General features: G+C 69.8%; 22 protein-coding genes. 11 read left to right on the top strand and 11 right to left on the bottom strand.

What is annotated here, in order from left to right; all coding sequences use genetic code 11:
* Nucleotides 1–125: 125 nt before the first annotated feature.
* Together aroC and prmB are read right to left on the bottom strand one after the other, a co-directional pair.
* A complete protein-coding gene (gene aroC, locus U8331_RS06690) occupies nt 126–1,217 on the bottom strand; it encodes a chorismate synthase (RefSeq protein ID WP_481132815.1) in 1,092 nt (363 codons plus the stop codon).
* Nucleotides 1,218–1,385: 168 nt separating this feature from the next.
* Nucleotides 1,386–2,345, bottom strand: a complete 960-nt coding sequence (prmB, locus tag U8331_RS06685) for a 50S ribosomal protein L3 N(5)-glutamine methyltransferase (RefSeq protein ID WP_481132814.1) — start codon at nt 2,343–2,345, stop codon at nt 1,386–1,388.
* A gap of 92 nt (nt 2,346–2,437) precedes the next feature.
* Here prmB and U8331_RS06680 point away from each other — a divergent pair, with 92 nt between their 5' ends.
* Together U8331_RS06680 and asd are read left to right on the top strand one after the other, a co-directional pair.
* Nucleotides 2,438–3,085 carry an SCO family protein gene (locus U8331_RS06680; RefSeq protein ID WP_481132813.1) on the top strand — a complete coding sequence of 216 codons (648 nt, stop codon included), beginning with the start codon at nt 2,438–2,440 and terminating at the stop codon, nt 3,083–3,085.
* Nucleotides 3,086–3,113: 28 nt separating this feature from the next.
* Nucleotides 3,114–3,956 carry an archaetidylserine decarboxylase gene (gene asd / locus U8331_RS06675; RefSeq protein ID WP_481132812.1) on the top strand — a complete coding sequence of 281 codons (843 nt, stop codon included), beginning with the start codon at nt 3,114–3,116 and terminating at the stop codon, nt 3,954–3,956.
* Nucleotides 3,957–4,176: 220 nt separating this feature from the next.
* On the opposite strand, the gene U8331_RS06670 is transcribed toward asd, so the two are convergent.
* Nucleotides 4,177–5,682 (bottom strand): transglycosylase SLT domain-containing protein, encoded by a 1,506-nt coding sequence (locus U8331_RS06670; RefSeq protein WP_481132811.1) that lies wholly within the window; start codon nt 5,680–5,682, stop codon nt 4,177–4,179.
* A gap of 175 nt (nt 5,683–5,857) precedes the next feature.
* On the opposite strand from U8331_RS06670, the gene U8331_RS06665 reads away from it, so the two are divergent.
* The 3 genes from U8331_RS06665 (at nt 5,858) to U8331_RS06655 (ending at nt 9,311) form a co-directional block, all read left to right on the top strand.
* Complete coding sequence (locus U8331_RS06665) at nt 5,858–7,369, top strand: helicase HerA-like domain-containing protein (protein WP_481132810.1); 1,512 nt, start codon at nt 5,858–5,860, stop codon at nt 7,367–7,369.
* Nucleotides 7,370–7,432: 63 nt separating this feature from the next.
* A complete protein-coding gene (locus U8331_RS06660) occupies nt 7,433–7,927 on the top strand; it encodes a copper resistance protein NlpE (protein ID WP_481132809.1) in 495 nt (164 codons plus the stop codon).
* Between the two features lie 127 nt (nt 7,928–8,054).
* Complete coding sequence (locus tag U8331_RS06655) at nt 8,055–9,311, top strand: hypothetical protein (protein WP_481132808.1); 1,257 nt, start codon at nt 8,055–8,057, stop codon at nt 9,309–9,311.
* Between the two features lie 28 nt (nt 9,312–9,339).
* Here the strand turns inward: U8331_RS06655 and U8331_RS06650 are convergent, their stop codons facing one another.
* Nucleotides 9,340–10,824 carry a rhomboid family intramembrane serine protease gene (locus U8331_RS06650; protein ID WP_481132807.1) on the bottom strand — a complete coding sequence of 495 codons (1,485 nt, stop codon included), beginning with the start codon at nt 10,822–10,824 and terminating at the stop codon, nt 9,340–9,342.
* A gap of 122 nt (nt 10,825–10,946) precedes the next feature.
* Between U8331_RS06650 and greB the strand changes: the two genes are divergently transcribed.
* Nucleotides 10,947–11,450, top strand: coding sequence for a transcription elongation factor GreB (gene greB, locus U8331_RS06645; protein ID WP_481132806.1), 504 nt, complete (start codon nt 10,947–10,949; stop codon nt 11,448–11,450).
* Between the two features lie 36 nt (nt 11,451–11,486).
* Here greB and rimO read toward each other — a convergent pair whose 3' ends face one another.
* The gene (gene rimO, locus U8331_RS06640; RefSeq protein WP_481132805.1) at nt 11,487–12,833 is read right to left on the bottom strand and encodes a 30S ribosomal protein S12 methylthiotransferase RimO; all 1,347 of its coding nucleotides are present in this window, start codon (nt 12,831–12,833) and stop codon (nt 11,487–11,489) included.
* Between the two features lie 149 nt (nt 12,834–12,982).
* Between rimO and U8331_RS06635 the strand changes: the two genes are divergently transcribed.
* Together U8331_RS06635 and U8331_RS06630 are read left to right on the top strand one after the other, a co-directional pair.
* Entirely contained in the window at nt 12,983–13,645 is a 663-nt protein-coding gene (locus tag U8331_RS06635; protein ID WP_481132804.1) for a dienelactone hydrolase family protein, read from the top strand.
* A 22-nt stretch (nt 13,646–13,667) separates the two neighbouring features.
* On the top strand, nt 13,668–14,108 hold the full coding sequence (locus U8331_RS06630) for an HIT domain-containing protein (protein ID WP_481132803.1): 441 nt from the start codon (nt 13,668–13,670) through the stop codon (nt 14,106–14,108).
* 7 nt (nt 14,109–14,115) lie between these two features.
* On the opposite strand, the gene dcd is transcribed toward U8331_RS06630, so the two are convergent.
* Together dcd and apbC are read right to left on the bottom strand one after the other, a co-directional pair.
* Entirely contained in the window at nt 14,116–14,703 is a 588-nt protein-coding gene (dcd, locus tag U8331_RS06625) for a dCTP deaminase (protein ID WP_481132802.1), read from the bottom strand.
* A 124-nt stretch (nt 14,704–14,827) separates the two neighbouring features.
* Entirely contained in the window at nt 14,828–15,862 is a 1,035-nt protein-coding gene (gene apbC / locus U8331_RS06620; protein ID WP_481132905.1) for an iron-sulfur cluster carrier protein ApbC, read from the bottom strand.
* A gap of 223 nt (nt 15,863–16,085) precedes the next feature.
* Between apbC and U8331_RS06615 the strand changes: the two genes are divergently transcribed.
* The 3 genes from U8331_RS06615 to rnfB all read left to right on the top strand — a co-directional run bounded on the left by U8331_RS06615 (nt 16,086) and on the right by rnfB (nt 19,222).
* The gene (locus U8331_RS06615; RefSeq protein ID WP_481132801.1) at nt 16,086–16,526 is read left to right on the top strand and encodes a DUF2147 domain-containing protein; all 441 of its coding nucleotides are present in this window, start codon (nt 16,086–16,088) and stop codon (nt 16,524–16,526) included.
* A gap of 148 nt (nt 16,527–16,674) precedes the next feature.
* A complete protein-coding gene (metG, locus tag U8331_RS06610; protein ID WP_481132800.1) occupies nt 16,675–18,738 on the top strand; it encodes a methionine--tRNA ligase in 2,064 nt (687 codons plus the stop codon).
* A 67-nt stretch (nt 18,739–18,805) separates the two neighbouring features.
* The gene (gene rnfB, locus U8331_RS06605) at nt 18,806–19,222 is read left to right on the top strand and encodes an Rnf electron transport complex subunit RnfB (protein ID WP_481132799.1); all 417 of its coding nucleotides are present in this window, start codon (nt 18,806–18,808) and stop codon (nt 19,220–19,222) included.
* Nucleotides 19,223–19,234: 12 nt separating this feature from the next.
* Here rnfB and U8331_RS06600 read toward each other — a convergent pair whose 3' ends face one another.
* The 4 genes from U8331_RS06600 to U8331_RS06585 form a co-directional block, all read right to left on the bottom strand.
* Nucleotides 19,235–20,206, bottom strand: a complete 972-nt coding sequence (locus tag U8331_RS06600) for a TraB/GumN family protein (protein WP_481132798.1) — start codon at nt 20,204–20,206, stop codon at nt 19,235–19,237.
* A gap of 2 nt (nt 20,207–20,208) precedes the next feature.
* Entirely contained in the window at nt 20,209–21,141 is a 933-nt protein-coding gene (locus tag U8331_RS06595) for a DUF1684 domain-containing protein (protein ID WP_481132797.1), read from the bottom strand.
* Nucleotides 21,142–21,170: 29 nt separating this feature from the next.
* Nucleotides 21,171–23,009 carry a DNA mismatch repair endonuclease MutL gene (gene mutL / locus U8331_RS06590; RefSeq protein ID WP_481132796.1) on the bottom strand — a complete coding sequence of 613 codons (1,839 nt, stop codon included), beginning with the start codon at nt 23,007–23,009 and terminating at the stop codon, nt 21,171–21,173.
* A gap of 84 nt (nt 23,010–23,093) precedes the next feature.
* The gene (locus U8331_RS06585) at nt 23,094–24,590 is read right to left on the bottom strand and encodes an N-acetylmuramoyl-L-alanine amidase (protein ID WP_481132795.1); all 1,497 of its coding nucleotides are present in this window, start codon (nt 24,588–24,590) and stop codon (nt 23,094–23,096) included.
* Nucleotides 24,591–24,605 lie beyond the last annotated feature (15 nt).

The raw sequence follows: 24,605 nt of genomic DNA, 5'->3' as shown, positions 1-24,605 counted from the left end.
GGGAAGAGTGGCCACGGACCGGGTGCGATCCGGGCCGGTAAAGCATATAGGGGTTGCGAAGCCCGGCGTTTCGCCGCGGTGGCATGTCGCACTGACGGGGAGTGCGGTCGCCGGATCGGCCCCGCCTATCCCGGCACGCGCGGCGCCACCTCGCCGACATCGCCGCACTGGGCGCGATGGCGCAGCGCCTGGTCCATCAGCACCAGCGCGACCATCGCCTCGCAGATGGGAGTGGCGCGGATGCCTACGCAGGGATCGTGGCGGCCGGTGGTGACCACTTCGACCGAGTCGCCATGGATGTCCAGGCTGCCGACGGGCAGCCGCAGGCTCGAGGTCGGCTTGAAGGCGACCGAGCAGCGCAGCGGCTGGCCGCTGCTGATCCCGCCGAGGACGCCGCCGGCATGGTTGGAAGCGAATCCCGCCGCGCCGATCGGGTCGCGGTGTGCGCTGCCGCGCTGGGCGACCGCGGCGAAACCGTCGCCGACCTCCACGCCCTTGACCGCGTTGATGCTCATCAGCGCCGCCGCGAGTTCGCCGTCAAGCTTGCCGTAGATCGGCTCGCCCCAGCCCGGCGGCACGCCGGTGGCCAGTACGTCCACCCGTGCACCCACCGAGTCACCCGACTTGCGCAGGGCGTCCATGAAAGACTCGAGCTCCGGCACCTGCGCAGCGTCGGGCCAGAAAAACGGATTGCCCTCGGCATCATCGATATTGCAGGCGGCCGGGGTGATGTCGCCCAGCTGGGACAGGAAGCCGCGTATCCGGACCCGGTGACGCTCGTCCAGCCACTTCCTGGCGATCACGCCGGCAGCCACCCGCATGGTGGTCTCGCGTGCCGAGGAGCGTCCGCCGCCGCGCGGGTCGCGGATGCCGTACTTCTGCCAGTAGGTGTAGTCGGCATGGCCCGGCCGGAACTGCTCGCCAATGCGGTCGTAGTCCCGGCTGCGCGCATCGACGTTGCGGATCAGCATCGCGATTGGGGTGCCGGTGGTGACGCCCTCGTACACGCCCGACAGGATCTCGACCTCGTCGGCCTCGCGACGCGCCGAGGTGTGTCGGGTGCGTCCGGTCGCGCGGCGCTGGAGGTCGTGTTGGAAGTCCCCGGGCGCAAGCGGCAGGCCCGGCGGGCAGCCGTCGACCACGCAACCGATCGCCGGCCCGTGGCTTTCGCCAAATGTCGTGACCGCAAGAAGTTTTCCGAAGGTGTTGCTGGCCACGTGTGCTCCGTTGGTTTCGCGTCGGTCGTGCCACCGCGTTCTGCGGGCCGCCGCCTTCTGTAGGAGCGGCTTCAGCCGCGATCGGATGGCCGATCGCCTGCGCCGATTCCGGTTCGCGGCTGAAGCCGCTCCTACAGAAGGCATCCAGCCGCCGGCGCCCGAGGGGGCTCAGCCGCGGGCGTCGGCCAGCGCCTTGATCCTCGCATGGTGCGCGACCAGGTCGGCACGCTCGACCACGAAGATGCCCATCTGCCCGACCTTGAACTCGACCCACGCCATCGGCAGCTCCGGCAGCAGCGCGACCAGCGCGTGCTCGGCCTCCCCGACCTCGCAGATCAGCAGACCGTCCTCCGACAGGTGTTGCGGCGCATCGCGCAGGATCCGGAGCGCCAGATCCAGGCCGTCGTCGCCGGCGCGCAGTCCAAGCTCGGGCTCGTGCGAGTACTCCGGTGGCAACGCATCGGTTTCGTCGTGGGTCACGTAGGGCGGATTGGTCACGATCAGGTCGAACACCTCGCCCTGCAGACCGGCGAACAGGTCGGACTGGCGCAGCTCGACGTTGTTCGCGTGCAGCCGCGCCTGGTTCTCCGCGGCGAGCGCGAGCGCGTCCCCGTTGATGTCCGCGCCGACCACCTGCCATTCGGGGTTGTAGTGGCCCATCGCGATCGCGATGCAGCCCGAACCGGTGCACAGGTCGAGCGCGCGCGACACCTCGCGACCGCCGAGCCACGGCTCGAAACCGTTCTCGATCAGCTCGGCGATCGGCGAGCGCGGCACCAGCGCGCGCGGGTCGGATTTAAAGCTGAGGCCAGCGAACCAGGCTTCCCCGGTCAGGTAGGCGGCCGGAATCCGGTCGTTGATGCGACGCTCGAACAGCGCGAGCACCCGCGCCTTCTCCTCGCTGGTCACCCGCGACGCGCCGTACACCGGACTCAGGTCGTGCGGCATCGACAGGGCGTGCAGCACCAGTTGGGTCGCCTCGTCGAGCGCGTTGTCGTAGCTGTGGCCGAAAGTCAGGCCCGCCTCGGCAAAGCGGCTGCCGCCGAAACGGATCAGGTCGATGATCGAGAGCTGCTCGAAGGTGGCGGAGCCGAAATCGGCGCGGCTGGCGTGGCGTTCGGCGGTCATGGCGCGCTCGCGGGGCTGGGCGAAAGGCCGCCGATTATAGCGGCCGGTGGCCGGTATCATGGCGTGCACGACAGCCCACCGACGGACCCCGCATGTTCAACCGCACCACCCTCGCCATCCTCATCGCCGCGGTCGCCGCCGGGCTGGGCCTGTGGGCGTCGCAGAAGCATTTCGGCGCGACGCCGGCCGCGGCCTGGCCGCAGACGCAGGCGGTGCGCCTGTTCGATCCGCCCCGCGCGCTGCCCGACTTCAGCCTGCGCCAGTCCGACGGCACCCGGCTGGTGCCGGGCGAACTCAAGGGCCACTGGACGCTGGTGTTCCTGGGCTTCACCCATTGCCCGGACGTCTGCCCGCTGACCCTGTCGCAGCTGTCGCAGGCGCAAAAGCAGTGGGAGGCGATTCCCGAGGCGATCCGGCCGCGCGTGCTGTTCGTGTCGGTGGACCCGGAACGCGACAGCCCCGACCGCATCGGCGAATACGCCCATGCCTTCCACCGCGACACGCTGGCTGCCACCGGGGACATCCCGGCGCTGGAGAAGTTCGCCGCCTCGCTGAGCATGGTGTTCGCCAAGGTCCCTGCGCCCGACGGCGCGCCGGCCGGCCAGTATTCGGTCGACCACAGCGCGTCGATGGCCGTCCTGGACCCGCAGGGCCGCATGTCGGGCCTGGTCCAGCCGCCGTTCCAGCCGGCCCTCATCGCCGACGATCTGGCCGCACTGACCCGGGCCGCCGCCCCCTGACGCGTCCGCCGCAGCGCCGGAGTCCCCCATGAGCCTGACGACCAAACTCACCTACGCCCTGCCACACCGGCTGCTGTCGTCGCTGGCGCGCCGGCTCGCCTACTCCGACCACCCGCGCCTGCGGCGCTGGCTGATCGACACCGTGACCGAGCGGTTCGGTGTCGACCTGAACGAGGCCGCGCAACCGGATCCGGCCGCCTACCCCACCTTCAACGCTTTCTTTACCCGTGCCCTGCGACCCGGCGTGCGCGTGCCCGACCCGGATCCGCGTGCGCTGGTGATGCCGGCCGACGGCCGGGTCAGCCAGTGCGGTGCCATCGAAAAAGGCCGGATCTTCCAGGCCAAGGGGCAGTCGTTCACCGCCAGCGAACTGCTGGGCGACGCGGACGCCGCCCGCCCCTACGAGCACGGCCTGTTCGCGACCGTGTACCTGTCGCCGAAGGACTACCACCGCGTCCACATGCCGTGGACCGGCACCCTGCAGCGGACCACGCACGTCCCGGGGCGGTTGTTCAGCGTGGGCCCGGCGGCGGTCCAGCACGTGCCGCGGCTGTTCGCGCGCAACGAGCGGCTGGCCTGCCATTTCGACACCGATTTCGGGCCGATGGCGGTGGTGATGGTCGGGGCGATGCTGGTATCCGGGGTGGAGACCATCTGGGCCGGCGAGGAGATCCCGGCCTATGGCGACCGCATCACCACCCGCGACTACCGTGGAGAGGGGATCACCATCGAGCGGTTCGAGGAGATGGCCCGGTTCAACTACGGCTCCACGGTGATCGTGCTGTTGCCGCCGGGCGTCGCCGAACTGGCTCCCGGCCTGTGCGCGGAAGCCGCGGTGAAGCTGGGCCAGCGACTGGCGACGCGGGCTTAAGTGTCCAGCTATCTTCCGTAGAGCGGCGCGACTCCTGTGTAGGCGCTCGGCCTTCGGTTGCCAAGGAATGCGCGTGCCGTTGGCCGAACCTGGCGTCCGTTCGCCCGCTTCAGCCGCGATCGGACGGCCGGTCGCCCGTCACGGTTCTGGATCGCGGCTGAAGCCGCTCCTACAGGGGCACATCCGGCGCGGCATTGCCGCCGCTCCGCACGTACCCGGCTCAGCCGCGACAGCCCGCCAGCTCGAGCTGCTGCCCCGGCCTGATCACGTAACGCGGCCCGCGAATGCGGTTGGCGCTTGCCAGCTCCTCCACCCGGCACTGGAACTTGCGGGCGATCGAATGCAGGGTTTCGCCTCGCTGCACGTCGTACGTCCTCGGTGCGGCCGCGATTGCCGCCACGGGCACTGGCACGGCGGCGGGCGCCGGTAGGACCGCGCCGCCACGGACGATCGCGTTCGCCGGATCGCTGGCCACCAGCTCACGTGCCAGCCTCGCGCGGCGGCCGTCGAGGCAGTGGCGCTGGTACAGGCCCGCGATCCGCGTGGTCGCATCGAGCACCGTGCCGGCCGGCAGCATGTCGTCGGCACGGTAGCGCGGGTTGAGGTTGCGCAACGCACGCATGTAGCCCTCGCGCATGCCGCGGTTGCCCAGGCAGATCGTCAACTGGTAGATCGACGCCGGCTGCTCCAGCCGCAGGCGTGTCGGCCGCGGATCGAGCTCGGGCAGGCTGAGGCCGTATTCCCGCGGGTGCAGGAACAGCCACGCCGCGGCGATCACCATCGGCACGTAGTCGCGGGTCTCGGGCGGAAACTGGTGGTAGACATCCTCGTGCCAGAAGCTCTTGCCGGGGTTTTCGCGATGGATGCGCCGCGCCCGGCCCTCGCCGCCGTTGTAGGCGGCCAGCGCCAGCTCGATGCTGCGGCCGAGCTCGCGCATGCGCTCGTTGAGGTAGGCGACGCTGGCTTCCGAGGCGGCGTACGCGTCGTAGCGGGTATCGAACCCGGTGCCGTCGTCACCCAGCCCGAAGCGCTGGCCGGTGGTGTACATGAACTGCATCGGCCCGGCCGCGCCCGCGCGCGAGGTGGAATGCACGCGCCCGTTGGATTCCTTGGCCAGGATGCCGAACAGCAGCGCCTCGGGCAGTCCCGCGCGCTCGTACTGGGGCCACATCGACGGGCGCAGGTACTGGTAATTCTCGTAGCTGTAGATGAACTCGTCGCGCATGTCGGTCAGCCAGCGCCGGATGCCCTCCTGCACCGCCGGGTTGTACTGGACCATGCGGTCGAACTCGTGCCCGTCCCGGCTCAGCAGCGCCTCCGCCCGCGCGGCCTCCGGCACCTCGCCCGCCATCGCGGCGTCGTGGTGCGAGTCGCCATCTTCCGGCTCCCCGGCCGGCACGTCGCCACCCTCGATGTCGGCATTGAGCTTCAGCAGGCGCTCGTAGGCGGTCAGCATCGACGACACCTGGCAGCCGCGCTGGCGTACGCAGGCGGCGACCACGTCCTCCATGTCTTCCAAAGCCGCGTCGGCCTCGGCGGTGCCGTCCGGGTCGGCGTTGCCGATGGCGACCATCGCTTCGCGGTAGCGCGCCTCCGCGACCTGCATGCGTTCTCCCAGCGCGTCCACGGCGGCCTGGTCGCGGCGGGACTGGGCGCTCGCGTCGGGCGCGAAGGTGGCGAGCAGGAGCACGGAAAACGGCAGGACGAACCGGGAAATCGAAGGCATCACGGCAGCAGGTGCGGGTTGACGCGCAGGGTAGTCCGGCGTCGTGTGCTGCCGCAATGCGCTCCATGTGCACCGCTCTGCGCCGCCGCGGCCCGCCTCGGAGGACACCGGCCGACCGCAGGCGCGGCGGCCGCCAATCCGCCTAGAATCGCCCGACTCCACAGGGAACGCGGACATGACCAGCCCCAAGCCCCTGCTCCTCGGCAAGGCCATGCCGGACGGGCCGAAGGCATTCCTGCAGCCCCACCTGGCCAATCGCCACGGACTGGTGGCCGGCGCGACCGGCACCGGCAAGACCGTCACCCTGATGACGCTGGCCGAGGGCTTTTCGCGGATCGGCGTGCCGGTGTTCATGGCCGACGTGAAGGGCGACGTCGCCGGGCTGGCGATGCCGGGCACGCTCAACGGGAAGCTGCAGGCGCGGATTGACCTGATCGGCGTCGAGGATTACACCAGCGAAGGCAGCCCGGTGGTGTTCTGGGACCTCTACGGCAAGCTTGGCCACCCGGTGCGCGCGACCGTCAGCGAGATCGGCCCGACCCTGCTGTCGCGCATGCTGGAGCTCAACGACGCCCAGTCCGGCGTGCTCGACATCGTGTTCAGGCTGGCCGACGACCGCGGCCTGCTGCTGCTCGATCTCGGAGACCTGCGCGCCCTGCTCAACCTCGTCGCCGCGGAGCGCAAGTCGGTTTCGACCGAGTACGGACTGGTCAGCACGCCGTCGATCGGCGCGATCCAGCGCGCGCTGCTACGGCTGGAATCCGATGGCGGCGACATGTTTTTCGGCGAGCCGGCGCTGGAGCTGGCCGACCTGATGCGCACCACCACCGACGGCCGTGGCGTGGTCAACATCCTCGCCGCCGACAGCCTGGTGCTGAAGCCGCGCCTGTATTCGTCGTTCCTTCTGTGGCTGCTGTCGGAGCTGTTCGAGCAGCTGCCCGAGGTCGGCGACCTCGACAAGCCCAGGCTCGTGTTCGTATTCGACGAGGCGCACCTGCTGTTCGAGGACTCGCCGCCGGCGCTGGTGCAGCGGGTCGAGCAGGTGGTCCGGATCATCCGCTCGAAGGGCGTGGGCGTGTACTTCTGCTCGCAGTTTCCCGACGACGTGCCCGACGACATCCTGGGCCAGCTCGGCAGCCGCGTGCAGCACGCCCTGCGCGCCTTCACCCCGCGCGACCAGAAGGCGGTGCGCACCGCGGCCGAGACCTTCGTGCAGAACCCGGCGCTGGACGTCGCCGAGGCCATCGCCAGGCTCGGCACCGGCGAGGCGCTGGTGTCGACGCTTCAGGACGAGGGCGTGCCGATGCCGGTCGAGCAGATCCTGATCGCGCCGCCGCGCTGCCGGATGGGCTCGATCACCGACGCCGAGCGCGCCGCGGTGCGCGCCGGCAGTCTGGTCGGCGCCAAGTACGACACCCGCATCGACCGCGAATCGGCCGAGGAGATGCTCGCGCGCAAAGCCGACGTCGCCGCCACGCAGGCCGGGGCGCCGCCGGCGAAGGGCGCCGAAGCCGACGACGAGGAAGGCGGGCTCGGCCAGGCCGTACGCAACGCGGTGTTCGGCACCGGGCGCCGGCAGGGCATGATCGAGACCATGGCCAAGCAGACCGCCCGCACCGTCGGCAACCAGATCGGCCGGCAGATCCTGCGCGGCCTGCTCGGCGGCCTCTTTGGCAAGCGCCACTGACCGCATCCACCGTGGCGGCCGCCACGTCCCCGTTCCCCCCAAGCCCCTCGACAGGAGTCACCCATGACCTACCGTTTGATCGCCCTCGCCTGCCTCACCGCGCTCAGCGTCGCCGCCTGCTCGCGGGACGAACCGGCCGCGCCGGCCGATGCCGCCCCGGCCGCCGCCGAGACCGCGCCCGCCACGGTCGACATCGTCCCCACCGGCGAGAACCCGGACAACGCCGAGTTCGACGTGCGCGCGTTCGCCGGCACCTTCAGCGGCACCCTGCCCTGCGCCAGCTGCCCGGGCATCGACACCACCCTGGTGCTCAACCCCAACGGCACCTACGCCATTACCGAGACCTACCAGGACGAGGCCGGCGCTCCGGCGGAAATGGACGGCACCTGGACCGCCGAGGCCGACGGCAAGCAGATCCGCCTCGACCCCAACAGCAAGTCCGAGGACGACCGCCTCTTCGCGATCGACTCCAAGGACCGCATCACCCAGCTGTCCGCCGACGGCACGCCGGCCGAAAGCGGGCTGGACTATGGGCTGGAGCGCCAGCCGGCCGGTTGACCGGACGGCGCGGGCGTCGCCACCCCGGCGCCTGCAACCTCGCCCCGACCTGCGGAAGCAGCGCCGGGGATTGTGGTGACGCATCGTCGCCCCGCAGAATGAACGTTCTGTTCAGGGAGCGAACCCGATGTCGTCCAGCCATGTCCATGCGCCGGAGCCGTTCTGGCACCGCCTGCGCGCGATCACCCTCTACCCGTTGCGCGGCGCCGCCCTCGCCAGCCTGGTCGCGCTGACGCTGGCCAGCCTGCTCGGGCTGATCCCGGTGGTCGGCTGGATCGTCTCGGTGCTGGTCTGGATCGGCGCCTACCGGTTCGCGTTCGAGATCCTGCGCGCCACCGCCGACGGCCGGATGGAAGCGCCCGAAGTCGTGCTGGGCGGCGGTGACGGCACGGTGCTGCGGCTGATCGCGATGCAGATCGTCTTCATCGTGGTCGTGGTCGCGGCGCTGTTGATCGGCGGGCCGTTCATCGGGCTGGCGGTGCTGGCGCTGGTGACCTTCCTGCAGCCGGGCTGCGTGATGTCGCTGGCAATGGACGGCAGCCTGTCGCACGCGCTCAACCCGTCGACGCCGTTTGAAATCGTCAACCGGATCGGCTGGCCTTACCTCGCGGTATTCGGCCTGCTGTTCGTGATCCAGGCCAGCGCGCTGACCGCGAGCGTGTGGCTGGCGCTGTGGATGCCGCGGGTGCTGGCGGACCTGGCGATCACCGCGGTGTCGTTCTGGGGCCTTTTCGCCGCGTTCCACCTGATGGGTTACCTGATCTACCAGTACCACGAGGCGCTGGGCTACGAACCCGCCGGCGCGGGCGGCCTGCCGTTGCGCCACGCGCCCGACGCCGACCTGCTCGCCGGGGCCGAGGCGCACGTGCGCGAGGGCCGCCTCGACACCGCGCTGGAACTGCTGCGCGGCGAAACCCGCAGCCGCGCGGTCAGCCTCGACGTGCACGAGCTCTACCACCGGCTGCTGCGCCAGTCCGGCAACACCGCGGCGCTGTCCGAGCACGCCGGCCAGTACCTCAACCTGCTGATGCTGGAGCGGCAGGAGCGCCGCGCACTGGGCCTGCTTCGCGAGAGCCTGGACGCCGACCCGGGCTTCGCCCCGGCGCAGGTGGAGCACGGCCAGCAGCTCGCCGGGCGCGCCCGCCTCGCCGGCCAGGGCCAATTGGCGGCCGACACGCTGCGCGCGCTGCTGAGGGCACACCCGCGCCACCCCGACGCGCCGCGTTGGGGGCTCGAAGCGGCATTGCTGCTGGCCGAGCGCACCGGCCGCGACGACGAGGCGCGCGAACTGCTGGAGCGCGCGCTGGAGCGCTGCGAGGACGAAGCCCTGCAGGCGAAGATCGAGGCCGCGCGCAAGGCGTTGCAGGCGCCGGTTACCGCCTGACCGCGGGATTGATCCGCAGCCGGCCCGCTCAGCCGGCCGGCTGCGTCGCGATTGACGTGTCTTCCGTGTCGCCGAGCAGGAACCGGGCCTTGTCCGCCTGCGGCTGCTGCGGGTAGCGCTCAACCAGCTCGCGCAGCGTGCGCACTTGGGCCTCGTGCTGGTGGCGCTCACGCCAGGCCAGTGCCAGCTGGAACCACAGCCGCGCCGCCTCGGCATCGTCGTCACCGGCCACCGGCTCCAGCGCCGCTTCCGCGGCCTCCGGCACGCCCGCCGCCAGCCAGCGCCCTGCCAGCCGCAAGTGTTCGCCGGCGGAGGGCGCATGCGGCGTTCCGGCCAGCTCGACCAGCACGTCGCGCTGGGCGCGGATGGCGTCGGCATCGGGCGCATCGGCCGCGAGCAGTTCGGCTGCGCGCCCGGCGATCGCCGCGGCCCGGCCGCCGTTGCGGGCCACCCGGTAGCGCAGCAGTTTGATCTCGAAATCCCCGGGGCGTTCGCGCTGCAGCTCTTCCAGCAGCGCGTCCGCCTCGACCAGCTGCATGCGGCCGATGAATGCCTGTGCCCGCTCCAGCCGGTCGTCCACCTGCACCCCACCGTCGTCGCGGATGAAGGACTGCCGCACCTGTCCGGTGGCAACCAGCAGCCCGCCCATCAGCGCGCCGCTGAGCAGGCCGCCGATGTGGGCATCGAAGCCGACGTTGCTGTCGCCGTTGAGGTTGAGGTTCAGCACCTCCCAGCCCAGCCACGCCGGCAGCAGCAGGATCGCCGGCGCGCGGACGTAGTCGAACACCACCCACAGCCAGTAGAAGAACCGCACCGGCTGGCGCCCCCAGACCACGCAGAACGCGCCCATCAGCGCCGCCACCGCACCCGACGCGCCCAGCCCGCCACCGGCCTCGCCCCAGCGCCACAACAGCGAGAATGCGCTGGAACCGATCGCGCCCAGCAGGTACAGCGACAGGTACCGCCCCGGCCCGAGCGCGCCCTCCACCAGCAGCCCCAGCGCCAGCAGGAACAGCATGTTGCCGACCAGGTGCATCGTGTCGCCGTGCAGGAACGCCGCCGCCAGCATCCGCCACGGATCGACCTCGGAACTGCGCAGCATGTGGCGCAGGCTGAACACCTCGCCGAGCCCGGCGTCGTAGTCGGCGCGCAGCGGCCGCCATCTGTCCAGCGTCGCCGCGTCGTCGAACAGCGTCCCGCCGCGCAGCGCGTCGAGGAAGGCGACGTCGGTGAAGGTCATCTGCGCGACGTAGTCGCCGCGGAGGCTGTCGGGCACCTCGCGGAACGCCTCGAGCATGTCGACCTGCGAGGTCCCGACCAGGTGCCGCTCGTACGCCGGCACCTCGATCCGCGCCAGGCCGCTGTCGACGTAATGCTGGCGCGCGCGGTCGATCGCCGCGTCGTCGCCGGCCTGCCCGCCGAAGAACACCAGCACGTTGACGATGATCAGCAGCGCGGTGACCACCGGGAAGGTGGCGCGGTTGATCGGGCGATGCAGGGGCAGGATCAGCATGGGCGGCGTCCGTGTCGACAGCGCGCAAGGTTCGGCGACCGCCGCCCGCGGTGCAAGCGCGCGGCCTTGAATGCCCGCCGCGGCTGGGGCATAAGCCTCGTTCGAACACACCGGGAGCACCGATGGGCCGCTGGCGTCCCCCTGCAGAAAGGAGCACCGCGCTGATCACCCGCGCCGGCCACGAACGCCTGAAGGCCGAGCTCGACGAGCTGTGGCGGGTGAAGCGCCCGGAAGTGGTGAAGGCGCTGGCCGCCGCCGCGGCCGAGGGCGACCGCTCGGAGAATGCCGAGTACACCTACCGCAAGAAGCAGCTCGGCGAGATCGACCGCCGCGTGCGCTACCTCAGCAAGCGGGTGCCGGCGCTGCGCGTGGTCGACGAGGCGCCGGCCGACCCGGGCGCGGTGTTCTTCGGCGCGACGGTCGAGGTGGAGGACGTGGACAGCGGCGACACCCGCCGCTACCGCATCGTCGGTCCGGACGAGACCGACGCGAAGGCCGGCTGGATCAGCATCGACTCGCCGCTGGCGCGCGCGATGCTGAAGAAGCGGCTGGATGACGAATTCGAAGCGGAGCTGCCGGGCGGCGTGCGGCGGTTCGCGATCGTGGATGTCGGCTACGAACGCTGAGCACGCGACCCGCGCGTGTGCAGGAGCGGTGCCCGGTCAATCCCCGAACACCACCTCGCCGAACAGGTCGTGCTCGTCGCTGCCCATGATCTCGACGTCGCAGAAGTCGCCCGGCTTGAGCCCGGCGAAGTAGCCGTTCTGGATCTGCACCAGGCCGTCGATCTCGGGCGCATCGGCCATCGAGCGCGCGATCGCCAGTTCGCCGTCGACCGCGTCGACGATGCAGCGCTGCACCGTTCCGACCTTGGCTTCGAGCTTGGCCTCGCTGATTGCCGCCTGGCGCTCCATGAAGCGCGCCAGCCGCTCCTGCTTGACTTCCTCCGGCACCGGGTCGGGCAACTCGTTGGCCTTCGCGCCTTCCACCGGCGAATACGCGAACGCGCCGACACGGTCGAGCTGGGCCTCGTCGAGGAAGTCGAGGAGTTCCTCGAACTCGGCCTCGGTCTCGCCGGGGAAGCCGACGATGAAGGTCGAGCGGATGGTGATGTCCGGGGCGACCGCGCGCCAGCGCTGGATGCGCTCCAGCGTCTTGTCGACCGCGCCGGGCCGTTTCATCAGCTTCAGCACGCGCGGGCTGGCGTGCTGGAACGGGATGTCGAGGTACGGCAGGATCTTCCCTTCCGCCATCAGCGGAATGATGTCGTCGACGTGCGGGTACGGGTAGACGTAGTGCAGGCGCGTCCACAGGCCCAGCTCGCCGAGGCCTTCGCACAGCGCCTTCATCCGGGTCTGGTACTGCCTGCCGCGCCACTCGCGCTCGGCGTAGCGCAGGTCGACGCCGTAGGCCGAGGTGTCCTGCGAGATCACCAACAGCTCGCGCACACCGTTCATGGCGAGCTTCTCGGCCTCGCGCAGGACCTGGTCGACCGGGCGCGAGACCAGGTCGCCGCGCATCGACGGGATGATGCAGAAGCTGCAGCGGTGGTTGCAGCCCTCGGAAATCTTCAGGTACGCGTAGTGCTTCGGCGTCAGCTTGATGCCCGTGTCGGGAACGAGACTGATGAACGGATCGTGCTTGGGCGGCAGCGCCTGGTGCACCGCGCCGAGCACGCTCTCGTAGTCCTGCGGGCCGCTGATCGACAGCACCCCCGGGTGCGCCTCGCGTATCACCTCCTCGCGCTTGCCCAGGCAGCCGGTGACGATGACCTTGCCGTTCTCGGCCATCGCCTCGCCGATCGCGTCCAGCGATTCGGCCACCGCAGAGTCGATGAAGCCGCAGGTGTTGACCACCACCACGTCGGCATCGTCGTAGGTCGGCACCAGGTCGTAGCCCTCGACCCGCAACTGGGTAAGGATGCGCTCGGAATCGACCAGCGCCTTGGGGCAGCCGAGGCTGACAAAGCCGACTTTGGGGTTGCGGACGGGAACGTCTTGCACGGACATGGGATACCGGTGTCTGGAAGCGGGCCGGCATGCGCAAAGCGCCCCAGGCCGGATGGCGGGGCGCTGCGATGGCAGGCGGGAGGCGGATTATAGCCGCCGGGGTAGACTGATCCGAGCCGGAATCGCCGCCAAAACTGAACGGACGCGCCATGAACCACTGGATCGATATCGAAACCGTCCACGGCCCCATCCGGGGCTGGCGTTGTGAACCCGCCGGCCCCTCCCGCGGCGCGGTGATCGTCGTGCAGGAGATCTTCGGCCTGAACGGACATATCCGCAGCGTTGCCGAACGGTTCGCCGCCGACGGTTTCATCGCTGTGGCGCCTGCCCTGTTCGATCCGGTGGAGCGCGGGATCGAATTGGCCTACGACCAGGACGGGGTGGACCGCGGACGTGAGTTCACCCGGGCCCTCGGGTTCGATCGCGCGATCGACCTGGTGGACGCCACCGCGCGCGGTTTGCAGTCCGAAGGCCTGCGAACCGGCATCACCGGCTTCTGCTGGGGCGGCACGGTCGCCCTGCTCGCCAATACGCGACTGGCGCTGCCGGCGGTCAGCTATTACGGCGGCCGCAGCGTGCCGTTCCTGGACGAACCCCTGCGCGCGCCCATGCTGTTCCACTTCGGCGAGCACGACCGGATCATTCCGCCGGAACACGTGGCGCTGCACCGCGAGCGGCACCCCGGCGCGTTGGTCCACGTCTACCCGGCGGGCCACGGATTCAACTGCGAGCTGCGCGACGATTTCGAACCCGCCAGCGCGGCACTGGCGTGGCGCCGCACCACGGACTTCCTTGCCGACGCCCTGCGATGATTCCCCGCCACAGGAGGTGGCCATGAGCCGACACCATCCACCCGCCGGTTGGCACCTGCACCCGCAACTGGCCGATGACACCCACCCGGTCGCCGCGCTGGAGCTGAGCGAACTGCGGCTGATGGACGATGCGAACCACCCGTGGCTGATCCTCGTGCCGCGCCTGGAGGGCGCGACCGAGTGGATCGACCTCGACGTGCCGGGGCAGGCGACGCTCAGCCGCGAGATCAGCCTCGCCAGTCGGCTGCTGCAGCGCGAGTTCCGTCCGCACAAGCTCAACATCGCCGCGCTCGGCAACATGGTTCCGCAACTGCACGTGCACGTGATAGCGCGCTTCGAGCACGACATCGCCTGGCCGCGTCCGGTGTGGGGCACGGCCACCGCAAAGCGTTACTCGACGGAGGAACTCGCCCGGCGCGTGCAGCAACTGCAGACGGCGCTCGCGGCCGCGCGAACGGCCTGAGTCACCGTCAGGTCCGCGGCAGGGTGACTCCCCGCTGGCCCTGGTACTTGCCGCCGCGGTCCTTGTAGGAGGTTTCGCAGATGTCGTCCGCGGCGGCCTGGAAGAACAGCATCTGTGCCACGCCCTCGTTGGCGTAGATGCGCGCCGGCAGGGGCGTCGTGTTGCTGAACTCCAGGGTCACGTGTCCTTCCCACTCCGGCTCCAGCGGGGTCACGTTGACGATGATCCCGCAACGCGCGTAGGTGCTCTTGCCCAGGCACACCACCAGGGTGTCACGCGGGATCCGGAAGTACTCGACAGTCCGGGCCAGCGCGAACGAGTTCGGCGGAATGATGCACTCGTCCGCCTCGACATCGACGAAGCTGCCCGGGTCGAAGTGCTTCGGGTCGACGATCGTCGAGTTGATGTTGGTGAAGATCTTGAACTCGCGCGAGCACCGCACGTCATAGCCGTAGCTGGAGGTGCCGTAGCTGACGATCCGCTGGCCGTCCGTCCCGTCCTTGCCGGCGAACTTCACCTGGCCCGGTTCGTACGGCTCGATCATGCCGTGCTGCTCGGCCATGCGACGGATCCAACGGTCTGACTTGATGCTCATGCGTTCCCCGGGGTGGCTGGCGGACGGGAGGCGGCGACACCCGCCTCTGCAGGACCGGCGATTGTAGAGAATGCCGGTGGCGCCCGCAGCGCGTACTCCCGGCGCGCCACCGCCTACGTCTCCGCTACAGCAAGGACGCCGAAATCGACGGCGTCACCCGCGGCCGCAGTGCCAGCTGCACTGCCAGCTGCCGGGCCGCACTGCGGTAGGCACGCGCGGCGCTCGAGTCGGGATCGGCGGCCACCACGGGCACGCCCGCATCACCCTGCTCCCGGATCGCCAGTTCCAGCGGCAGGCTGCCCAGCAGCGGCACGCCGTACTGGGCGGACATCCGCTCGCCTCCTCCGGCACCGAACACGTGTTCGGCATGGCCGCACTGGCTGCACACGTGCACCGCCATGTTCTCGACGATACCCAGCACCGGCACCTCGACTTTTTCGAACATCTTCAGCGCCTTTTTCGCATCCAGCGTCGCTACGTCCTGCGGCGTGGTGACGATGACCGCACCGGCCACCGGGATCTTCTGGGCCAGGGTCAGCTGGATGTCGCCCGTGCCCGGCGGCAGGTCGACGACCAGGTAATCGAGGTCGCTCCAGCGGGTGTCGTTGAGCAGCTGGGTCAGCGCGCTGGTGGCCATCGGGCCGCGCCAGATCATCGGCGTGTCCTGCTCGACCAGCAGGCCGATCGACATCGCCTCCACCCCGTGGGCGCGCATCGGCTCGATCGACTTGCCATCGGGGCTGTCCGGGCGACCGTCGATGCCGAGCATCATGGGCACGCTCGGACCATAGACGTCCGCGTCCAGCACCCCCACGCGCGCGCCGTCCGCCGCCAGCGCCAGCGCCAGGTTGACGGCGGTGGTCGACTTCCCCACGCCGCCCTTGCCCGAGCCGACCGCGATCACGTTGCGCACGTTCGGGAGCGGGGAAAGCTTCGGCTGCACCGCGTGCGCGGTGATGCGCTGCGTGAGTTCGAGGCGGGACAACGAAAGCCGCTCCCCCGCCAGTAACGTCGATACGGCTTGCCGGAGCGCCTCCTGCAGCCCTGCAACGGGGATGCCGAGCTCGACCGACACCGCACCCCCGGCCCCGGCACGGGCGATCCGAACGCGCCCTCCGGCCTCGCGCAACGGCACAAGGGTGTCGGGAACGGCGAGCATCTCGATCTGGGACTGCAGCGGGTCTGTCACGGTAGGCCTCCTTGGGGATGCCGCATTGTCGCAGCCCCGGACCGGGGAACGTCTGATCCCGGTCAACCCCGCGCACCTTCATCACGCTGAATCCCGGGCCCGCGCGTCTGGATGCGCCGGGTAGTGGATACGGTATAAAGAGCCGATCGGCCGGACGGCCGAATGAACGCTACCGAATCCTCTGGAGGGATCTATGCGCAAACTGTCCGTTCTGCTCGCGCTGCCGCTGCTCGCCCTGTCGTTCTCCGCCTTCGCCCAGGAGACCCCGGTGGGCACCTGGACCACGATCGACGACGAGACCCACCAGCCCAAGTCGACCGTGGAGATCTACGAGACCCGCAACGGCAGCCTCGCGGGGCGCGTGGTGGAGGTTCTGCAGTCGGCCCAGGGCGACAACCCGGTCTGCAAGGAATGCGAAGGCGAGCGCAAGGACCAGCCGATCGAAGGCATGGTCATCATCTGGGGTGTCAACCGCGACGGCGACACGTGGGAAGGCGGCAAGATCCTGGATCCCGCGAGCGGCAAGGTCTATTCGGTGAAGATGCGCCCGGTCGAGAATGGCAAGAAGCTCGAGGTACGCGGCTTCATGGGTTTCTCGCTGCTGGGCAAGACCCAGACCTGGGTGCGCAAGTAACGCGGCGCGACCACAACTGGTGACGGAAAACGGCCCGCTCGATGCGGGCCGTTTTCCGTTCGGGATGCCAGGTCCGGTCGGGGCGCAGCCGCCGTGGGCCCAGGCGGCGCGTGCGATAATTGCCGGCTTCCCCGCCCTCACCACGCCTATGCAACGCGAGCTCGTCGTCACCTGCGCCCTGCCCTACGCCAACGGCCCGCTGCACTTGGGCCACCTGGTCGGCTATATCCAGGGCGACATCTTCTCCCGCGCGCAGCGGCTGTCCGGGGTCGCCGCCCATTTCGTCTGCGCCGACGACACCCACGGCACCCCGATCATGCTGGCGGCCGAGAAGGCGGGCGTGACGCCGGAGGCCTACATCGCCGGCATCCAGGCAAGCCATGAACGCGACTTCGCCGATTTCGGGGTGGCGTTCGACCACTACGATTCGACCAACTCGCCGCGCAACAAGGCCCTGACCGAGGCGATCTACGCCAAGCTGGACAACAACGGCCACATCAAGCGCCGCTCGGTCGCCCAGCTGTACGACCCGGCCAAGGGCATGTTCCTGCCCGACCGCTTCGTCAAGGGCATCTGCCCGAACTGCGGCACGCCGGACCAGTACGGCGACAACTGCGAGAGCTGCGGCGCCACCTACGCCCCGACCGAGCTGAAGGAGCCGCGCTCGGTGGTCAGCGGCGCCACGCCGGAGCTGCGCGAGTCGGAGCACTTCTTCTTCGAAGTCGGCGATTTCGACGCGTTCCTGCGCGACTGGCTGTCCGGCGACGTCGCGGCTTCCGGAGTCAAGGCCAAGCTGAAGGAATGGCTCGACGCGGAGGGCGGCCTGCGGGCGTGGGACATCTCGCGCGACGCGCCGTACTTCGGCTTCGAGATCCCGGGACATCCGGGCAAGTACCTGTACGTGTGGATCGACGCGCCGATCGGCTATCTATCGAGTTTCCAGGCGCTGTGCGAGCGCGAGGGGCTGGACTTCTTCAGCTATCTCACCCGCGACAGCCGGGCCGAGCTGCACCACTTCATCGGCAAGGACATCGTCAACTTCCACGGCCTGTTCTGGCCGGCGGTGCTGCACGGCGCCGGCCTCCGCGCGCCGACCCGGCTGCACGTCAACGGCTACCTGACCGTGGACGGCGCCAAGATGTCCAAGTCGCGCGGCACCTTCGTCATGGCACGCAGTTACCTGGATGCGGGGCTCGACCCCGAGGCGCTGCGCTACTACTTCGCCACCAAGACCTCCGGCGGCGTCGACGACCTCGACCTCAACCTCGGCGACTTCGTTGCCCGGGTGAACTCCGACCTGGTCGGCAAGTTCGTCAATCTCGCCAGCCGTTGCGCCGGCTTCATCAGCAAGCGCTTCGGCGGGCGCCTGGCCGATGCGCTGCCGGATCCGGCGATGTACGCGCGTTTCGTCGAGCAGCTGCAGCCCATCGCCGCCGCCTACCAGCGCAACGAAGCCGCCACCGCGCTGCGCCTGACCATGGCGCTGGCCGACGAGGCCAACCGCTACATCGACGACCACAAGCCGTGGGTGATCGCCAGGCAGGAAGGCGCGGATGCCGAACTCCAGGCAGTCTGCACCCAGGGCCTGAACCTGTTCCGCGTGCTCAACACCGCGCTCAAGCCGGTGCTGCCGCGCGTGACCGGGGAGGCGGAATCCTTCCTCGCCGCCCCGGTGGCGGACTGGACCGGCCTTGCGCCGCTGCTGTCGCACCGCATCGGCGACTACACCCCGTTGTTCACCCGCATCGACCCGAAACTGATTGAAGCCATGACCGAAGCCAGCAAGGAATCCATGAAGCCGCGCCAAGCGGAAACACAGACCCCACCCATGAACAACGCGCCGCCGCGCGCTGTTGAACCCGCTTGCACCGACTCGAGTCCCACCATCGGGATCGACGATTTCGCCAAACTCGACCTGCGCATCGGCAAGGTGGTCGCCTGCGAGCTCGTCGAGGGTTCGGACAAGCTCCTGCGCTTCGAACTGGACGCCGGTGAGCTCGGCCGCCGCCAGATCTTCTCCGGTATCCGCGCCTCCTATCCCGAGCCGGACACACTGGTCGGCCGCAGCGTGGTGTTCATCGCCAACCTCGCGCCGCGCAAGATGCGCTTCGGTGTCAGCGAGGGGATGATCCTGTCGGCCGGCTTCGAGGCAGGCGCGCTCGCCCTGCTCGATGCGGACGCAGGCGCGCAGGCGGGGATGCCGGTACGTTGACGGCATCACCCGTAGCCGCACCGCTATCGGTGATGGCGACGGGCAACGCGATACCGGCCCGCTGCTGATGTCCGATCTCGTCGAACGCCTCGACCGGCTGTTGCCGCAGACCCAGTGTGGCCAGTGCGGCTATGCCGGCTGCCGCCCCTACGCCGAAGCGATGGCGGCCGGCGAGGCCGGCATGGACCACTGTCCTCCCGGGGGCGACCCGGGTGCACGCGCACTCGCGCAGCTGCTGCGCCTGGCGCCGAAAGGCTTCGACCGCAGCCGTGGCGAGCACAAGCCGCCGCAGGTCGCACTGGTGGTCGAGGACGACTGCATCGGCTGCACCAAGTGCATCCAGGCGTGCCCGGTGGACGCCATCGTCGGCGGCGCCAAGCACATGCACACCGTCATCGAACCACTGTGCACCGGTTGCGAGCTGTGCGTCCCCGCCTGCCCGGTCGATTGCATCGTGCTGGCGCCGGCCGGGCGGTCCGACTGAGCGGGCGCTCGTCTATTCGCCAGCGACCGGGGTGTCGTCGCAGGCCGCGCAGATCCGCTCCACCGCGTAGCCCGCAGAGCGCAGTTGCTCGACCACGCCATCGGTCCCGAGCAGGTGCAGTGCACCGACCACGACCAGCACGTCGTCACCGCTGCCTTCCAGCATCGACTGCAAGGCCGGCACCCAGCGTTCATTGCGCTCGACGTTGAGGATCCGGTACGTCTCGGGCGTGGACTGCAGCATGTCGAGCCGGGTCAGGGCGTCCAGCCGTTCGATATCGCCCTCGCGCCAGGCCTGGTGCAGCTCGGCCAGGGTCCCGGGCATCTCCTGCGGCCGGTCGAGGAAATCCTCCAGGCCGATCACCTGTTCCCCGATCGGGGTGGCGTCGAGGGCATCGAGCTGGTCCTGCAGCGTTTCCAGTCCGCCGGTCGGCTTGCCCACCGCCGCGGCCCGGTCGATCAGGTGCCGGTCCAGTCCCTGCTCGGAACTGAAACCCAGTGACTGCGCCAGCCCCAGCAGCAACGAGAGGTTGACGAACCACGGCTCGTAGCCGTCGACCTGCCCCAGCGAACCGCCCTGTCGCGCGAGCAGGCGGCGGAGCTTCTCGCGCAGGCGCGGGCTCAACACTTCCGAAAGTGTCCGCCCGTCCTCGTAGGCCGCGGCGGCCAGGAACCGCTCGCCCGTGTCAGCGGCCTCCAGTTGTTCCGGGGCCACTTCGAACACCACCCGGTCGGCGGAAGCGAACGCGGCATCGATCTCCGCCGCCACGGGGTAGTCCGCTTCTTTCAGTAGGTGGAAGGACCCGAGCAGATAGAGCGCATTGTCCTGGTCCGAGACCTTCCACAGCAACGGCACCGGCGGCTCGTACGCCGGCACGGCGGCAGCCTCGCCGGCCAATCCCGGGGCAGCGGCGTGCTCGACGGACGCCGAAGCGACATGGGAGGCCGCCAGCAACACTGCCGTCAGCAGCTTCAGCGCGCGCATGGTCATTGCTGGTGGCCGTAAGCCTTTTCGCCGGCCGTGACCGCCAGGTCGAGGCGGTTTTCCGCCGGCGGCAGCGGGCAGGTCGCGAACAGAGTGAACGCGCAGGGCGGGTTGTAGCTGCGGTTGAAATCGAGCACGAGCCGTCCATCCGCGCCCGGCTTCGGCGCGTAGAGGAACCGGCCTGCACCGTAGCTGCCATGCCCGTTGGTCCGGTCTCCGAACACCAGGAACAACTCGCCGCCGCCCTCGTCGAGCGCTTCCAGTCGATACGTCACCCCGTCGCGTTGGAACTCGACCGCGCCGGGGTTGGGTACGTCGTCGGTGCTGCCGATGATGTTGGCGACGGCAATGGTCTGCCCTGCCGGATGCGGCACGAAGGTCGCTTCGACCTGCCAGCCGGGATCTGCCGGCCAGTACTCCAATCCCTTGAACCCGGTACGGCTGGGCGCCTCGGCATGGCGCACCCGCAGCGCATGGCGGCCGCCGCGGTGGATCACGGTGGCCATGCCCTTGCCGTCATCGAAACCGATCACGCTCGGACCGGCCGGATCTTCGTCGGTGCGCAGCGTCGCGGCCGCCGCCACGGCCGCGCCATCGACGGTGACCGCGGTGCCTTTCTCCGGAACGAAGCGCACTCCGTCGCGACCGAGCTCGATCATGCCCAGGTGCTCGGGACCCATGGCGAGCTGGATGCCGTTGTCGGCATCGCTGCCGACGTAATGCGGGCCGCGCTCGATCCAGTGCAGGCCGACCAGGCTGGCCCAGCCATCCGGCGCAAGCAGCGCCTCGCGGCGGCGGTCGCGCCACGCTTGCTGGTCGGCGTTGAAAGCGAGGGCGTCGGCGGACATCGGGGACTCCGTAGGTTCGGGCGGGGAATCGCTGCCGCAGGCGGCAAGCACGGCGCCAAGCACACCGGCGCACAACAGTCTGATCATGGGGCGGTCCGACAGTGGTGTTGCAGCCATCAGCGCCCCCGCAGAAACCAGCGGTCGATTTCGGCCAGTGTGAAGCGGGCCCAGGTCGGTCGCCCGTGGTTGCATTGACCGGAGCGCTCGGTCGCTTCCATCTCGCGAAGCAATGCGTTCATTTCCGGCAGGGTGAGGCGCCGGTTGGCACGGACCGCACCGTGGCAAGCCATGGTCGAAAGCAGTTCGTCCCGCGCCGCGGCGACCCGGCGCCCGCCCAGCGATGACGCACCCCCGTATTCACGCAGGTCGGCCAGTACGTCGCGCAGCAGCGCCTCGACATCCCCGTGGGCCAGCAATGCGGGCACGCTGCGCAGGGTGAGTGATTGCGGGCCCGCGCGCGTGACCTCGAAACCGAGTGCGTCCAGGGTCGCCGCCTCGCGCTCGGCGACGTCGGCTTCGCGTTCCGACACCGCCAACGTCGCCGGCACCAGCAGCGGCTGGCTGCGCAGGCCCTCGCCGTCGTGCGCGGCCTTGAGCTTCTCGTAGCCGATGCGCTCGTGGGCGGCATGCATGTCGACCACGATGAGGCCTTCCCGGCTCTCGGCCAGGATGTAGATGCCGTGCAACTGGGCCACCGCGTAACCGAGCGGTGGCAGGGTCGGTTCGGTGCCGGCCGGCAGGGAGGGACGTTCGGCGAGGACGGTATCGCCACTGACCGGTGATATCGCGCCCCCGCTCGCTCCCGTTGGTGCGGCCGGCGCGTACAGCGCGGCATAGCCGGCACGGGCGTCCGCCACCTGCAGACCCAGCGGCGTCTGCGGTGCGTAGCCGCCGTAACCACCGCCGGCCGCCGTGCCCGACAGCGACGGATCCGGCGCGGACGGTTGCGGCACGGCGCCCGCGCGGGTCTCCGCCAGCGCCGACTGCAGCGTCCGGTACACGAAGTCGTGGATCAGCCGCGAATCGCGGAAGCGCACCTCGTGCTTGGCCGGGTGCACGTTGACGTCGACCCGGCGCGGGTCGAGTTCGAGGAACAGGACGTACGCCGGTTGCCGGCCGTGGAAGAGCACGTCGGCATAGGCCTGCTTGACCGCGTGGGCCACGCTGCGGTCGCGGATCGCGCGGCCGTTGCAATAGAGGTACTGCTGGTCGGCGCTGGCCCGGTTGTAGGCGGGGCGGGCGATCCAACCGTGCAGGCGCAGCCCCGCGCCCTCGTGGTCGACATGCAGCGCATTGCGGGCGAACTCCTCGCCCAGTGTTTCGTGCAGGCGCACATCGGACAGCAGATCGCTCTCGCCTTTCCAGCGGCGCGAAGGCTTGCCGTTGTGCGACACCCGCAGTTCGACGTCGGGACGCGCCAGGGCCAGCTGGCGCAGCCACTCCTCGATATGGCCGAGCTCGGTGCGCTCGGCGCGCAGGAACTTGCGCCGCGCCGGGACGTTGAAGAACAAGTCGCGGACCTCGACGGTCGTTCCCTGCGGATGCGGTTTCGGCGTGACCTCGCCCACGCGCCCGCCGTCGACATCGAGCGAGGCGCCATGGTCGGCGTCGGCGCGTCGGGAGGTCAGGGCGAAACGGCTGACCGAGGCGATCGACGGCAGCGCCTCGCCACGGAACCCCAAAGTCGCGACGCCTTCCAGGTCATCGAGCGAGGCGATCTTGCTGGTGGCGTGGCGCGACACCGCAAGCGGCAACTCGTCGGGCGAAATGCCCAGGCCGTCGTCGCGGATCCGTATCAACCGGACGCCGCCCTCCTCCAAGTCGATGTCGACGCGCAGGGCGCCGGCGTCCAGCGCGTTCTCCACCAGCTCCTTGACCACCGATGCCGGGCGTTCGACCACTTCACCGGCGGCGATCTGGTTGATCAGGGTGTCGGGCAGTGGACGGATCGGCACGTAGGAAGGCGGCGCGTGGACAGGCCGGCCATCATAGCGAACCGCGAAGCGCCATCGGCGCCCGGCGGACCGGATCGAAGCCCGTTACGGGCTGCCGCCGGCCGCGCCCACCGCCCCGCCCTGCGCCGCGGCGCGTGCCGCGTACATCGTGCCGGGCGGCGGCTGGCGGGTGAAGAAGGTATTGATGCCGTCCAGTACGGCACCGGCCACCTTGCCCTGGAATGCGGGGTCCTTCAGGCGGCGCTCCTCCTCCGGATTGGAGATGAAGGCGGTCTCGACCAGCATCGCCGGCATGTCCGACGTCCGCAGCACCGCGAAATTGGCGCGCTCGATGTGCCGCTTGTGGATGTTGCCTACCTGCATGAGGCCTTCGAGGATCTCGGTGGCAGCCTCCTCCGAGGCCTTCATGTGTCCGCTCTGGGTCAGGTCGAGCAGCACCGACGCCAGTGTGTTGCTGGTCTGCTCCAGCCGGACGCCGCCGACCAGGTCGGATGCGTTCTCCTTGTTCGCCAGCCAGCGCGCGCGTTGCGACGAGGCGCCCTTCAGCGAAAGCACGTAGACCGACGAGCCGTCGGCGCTGCGGTTCTCCGCGGCGTCGGCATGGATGGAGATGAACATGTCCGCCTTCGCCTGCCGCGCCAGCACGGCACGCCGGTTCAACGGGATGAAGACGTCAGTGTCACGGGTCAGGTAGGCCTTGAGGCCCGGCGTGGCGTTGACCTGGCGCGCCAGCTCCTTGCTGATGGCGAGGACCACGTCCTTCTCGCGGGCGCCGTTCTGGCCCAGCGCGCCGGGGTCCTGACCGCCGTGCCCGGGGTCGATCGCGATGATGAGCGGGCGCATGCCGCGTCCTTCCATCACCTGCTGCAGGGTCTTCACCGGAGCGGTCGTGGTGGGCGCCGCGGTGGTGGGCGCCTCGGCGGAATCGACGCGGGTGGGGACGCCGGTGGCGACTGTCGTCGGCACCTTGGACGCGGCGATGAGTTCGCCGATCGGATCCGCGCTGGCGGCGGTGGCGGGCTTTGTTGCCGCGGTCGCCGGAGTGGTCAGTTCGGAAATCAGCCGACTGGTGGCAGCCGCCGAGGCCGCGGCCTGCTCGCGCGGAGAAGGAGTCGACACCGGCGCCGGTTCCGCAACCCTGGGCGATACGTTCGTCGCGACCGTAGCCGCCGCCGCACCGTCGCCGGGCCACTCGACCACCAGCCGTGGACCACCCGCGCCCTGCTCGATCCGCGGCTGCAAGGCGGTGATCGACTGGTTGAGATCGAACACGATGCGGGTGGTGCCGGCCACGGGGTGGCCGCTGCGGACCGACTTGACCACGCCCACACCCGCCGGCACCGCGATGCCCTTTGCCAGAGACGCACCGGGCAGATCCACCACGAGACGGTCAGGGCCGGCGAGCCGGATCACGTTGAAGTCGCTGGCACTGTCCAGCGCGATCTCGGCACGCGTACCGGTCGCCCCGGCACTCAGATGCAAGCCATTGATTTCACTGGCGTGTACGAGATTCCAGGCCAGCGCCGAAAGCAGCGCCAAGCCGAGCAGGAACTTCTGGAGAGTGGCGCCCTTGACTCGCATGCGCGGTAGTCAAGC

The sequence above is a fragment of the Lysobacter sp. CC-YZS074 genome (genome assembly GCF_056739745.1).
Note: the sequence above shows the minus strand (reverse complement) of the source record. Positions and strands in the feature narration are given on the sequence as shown.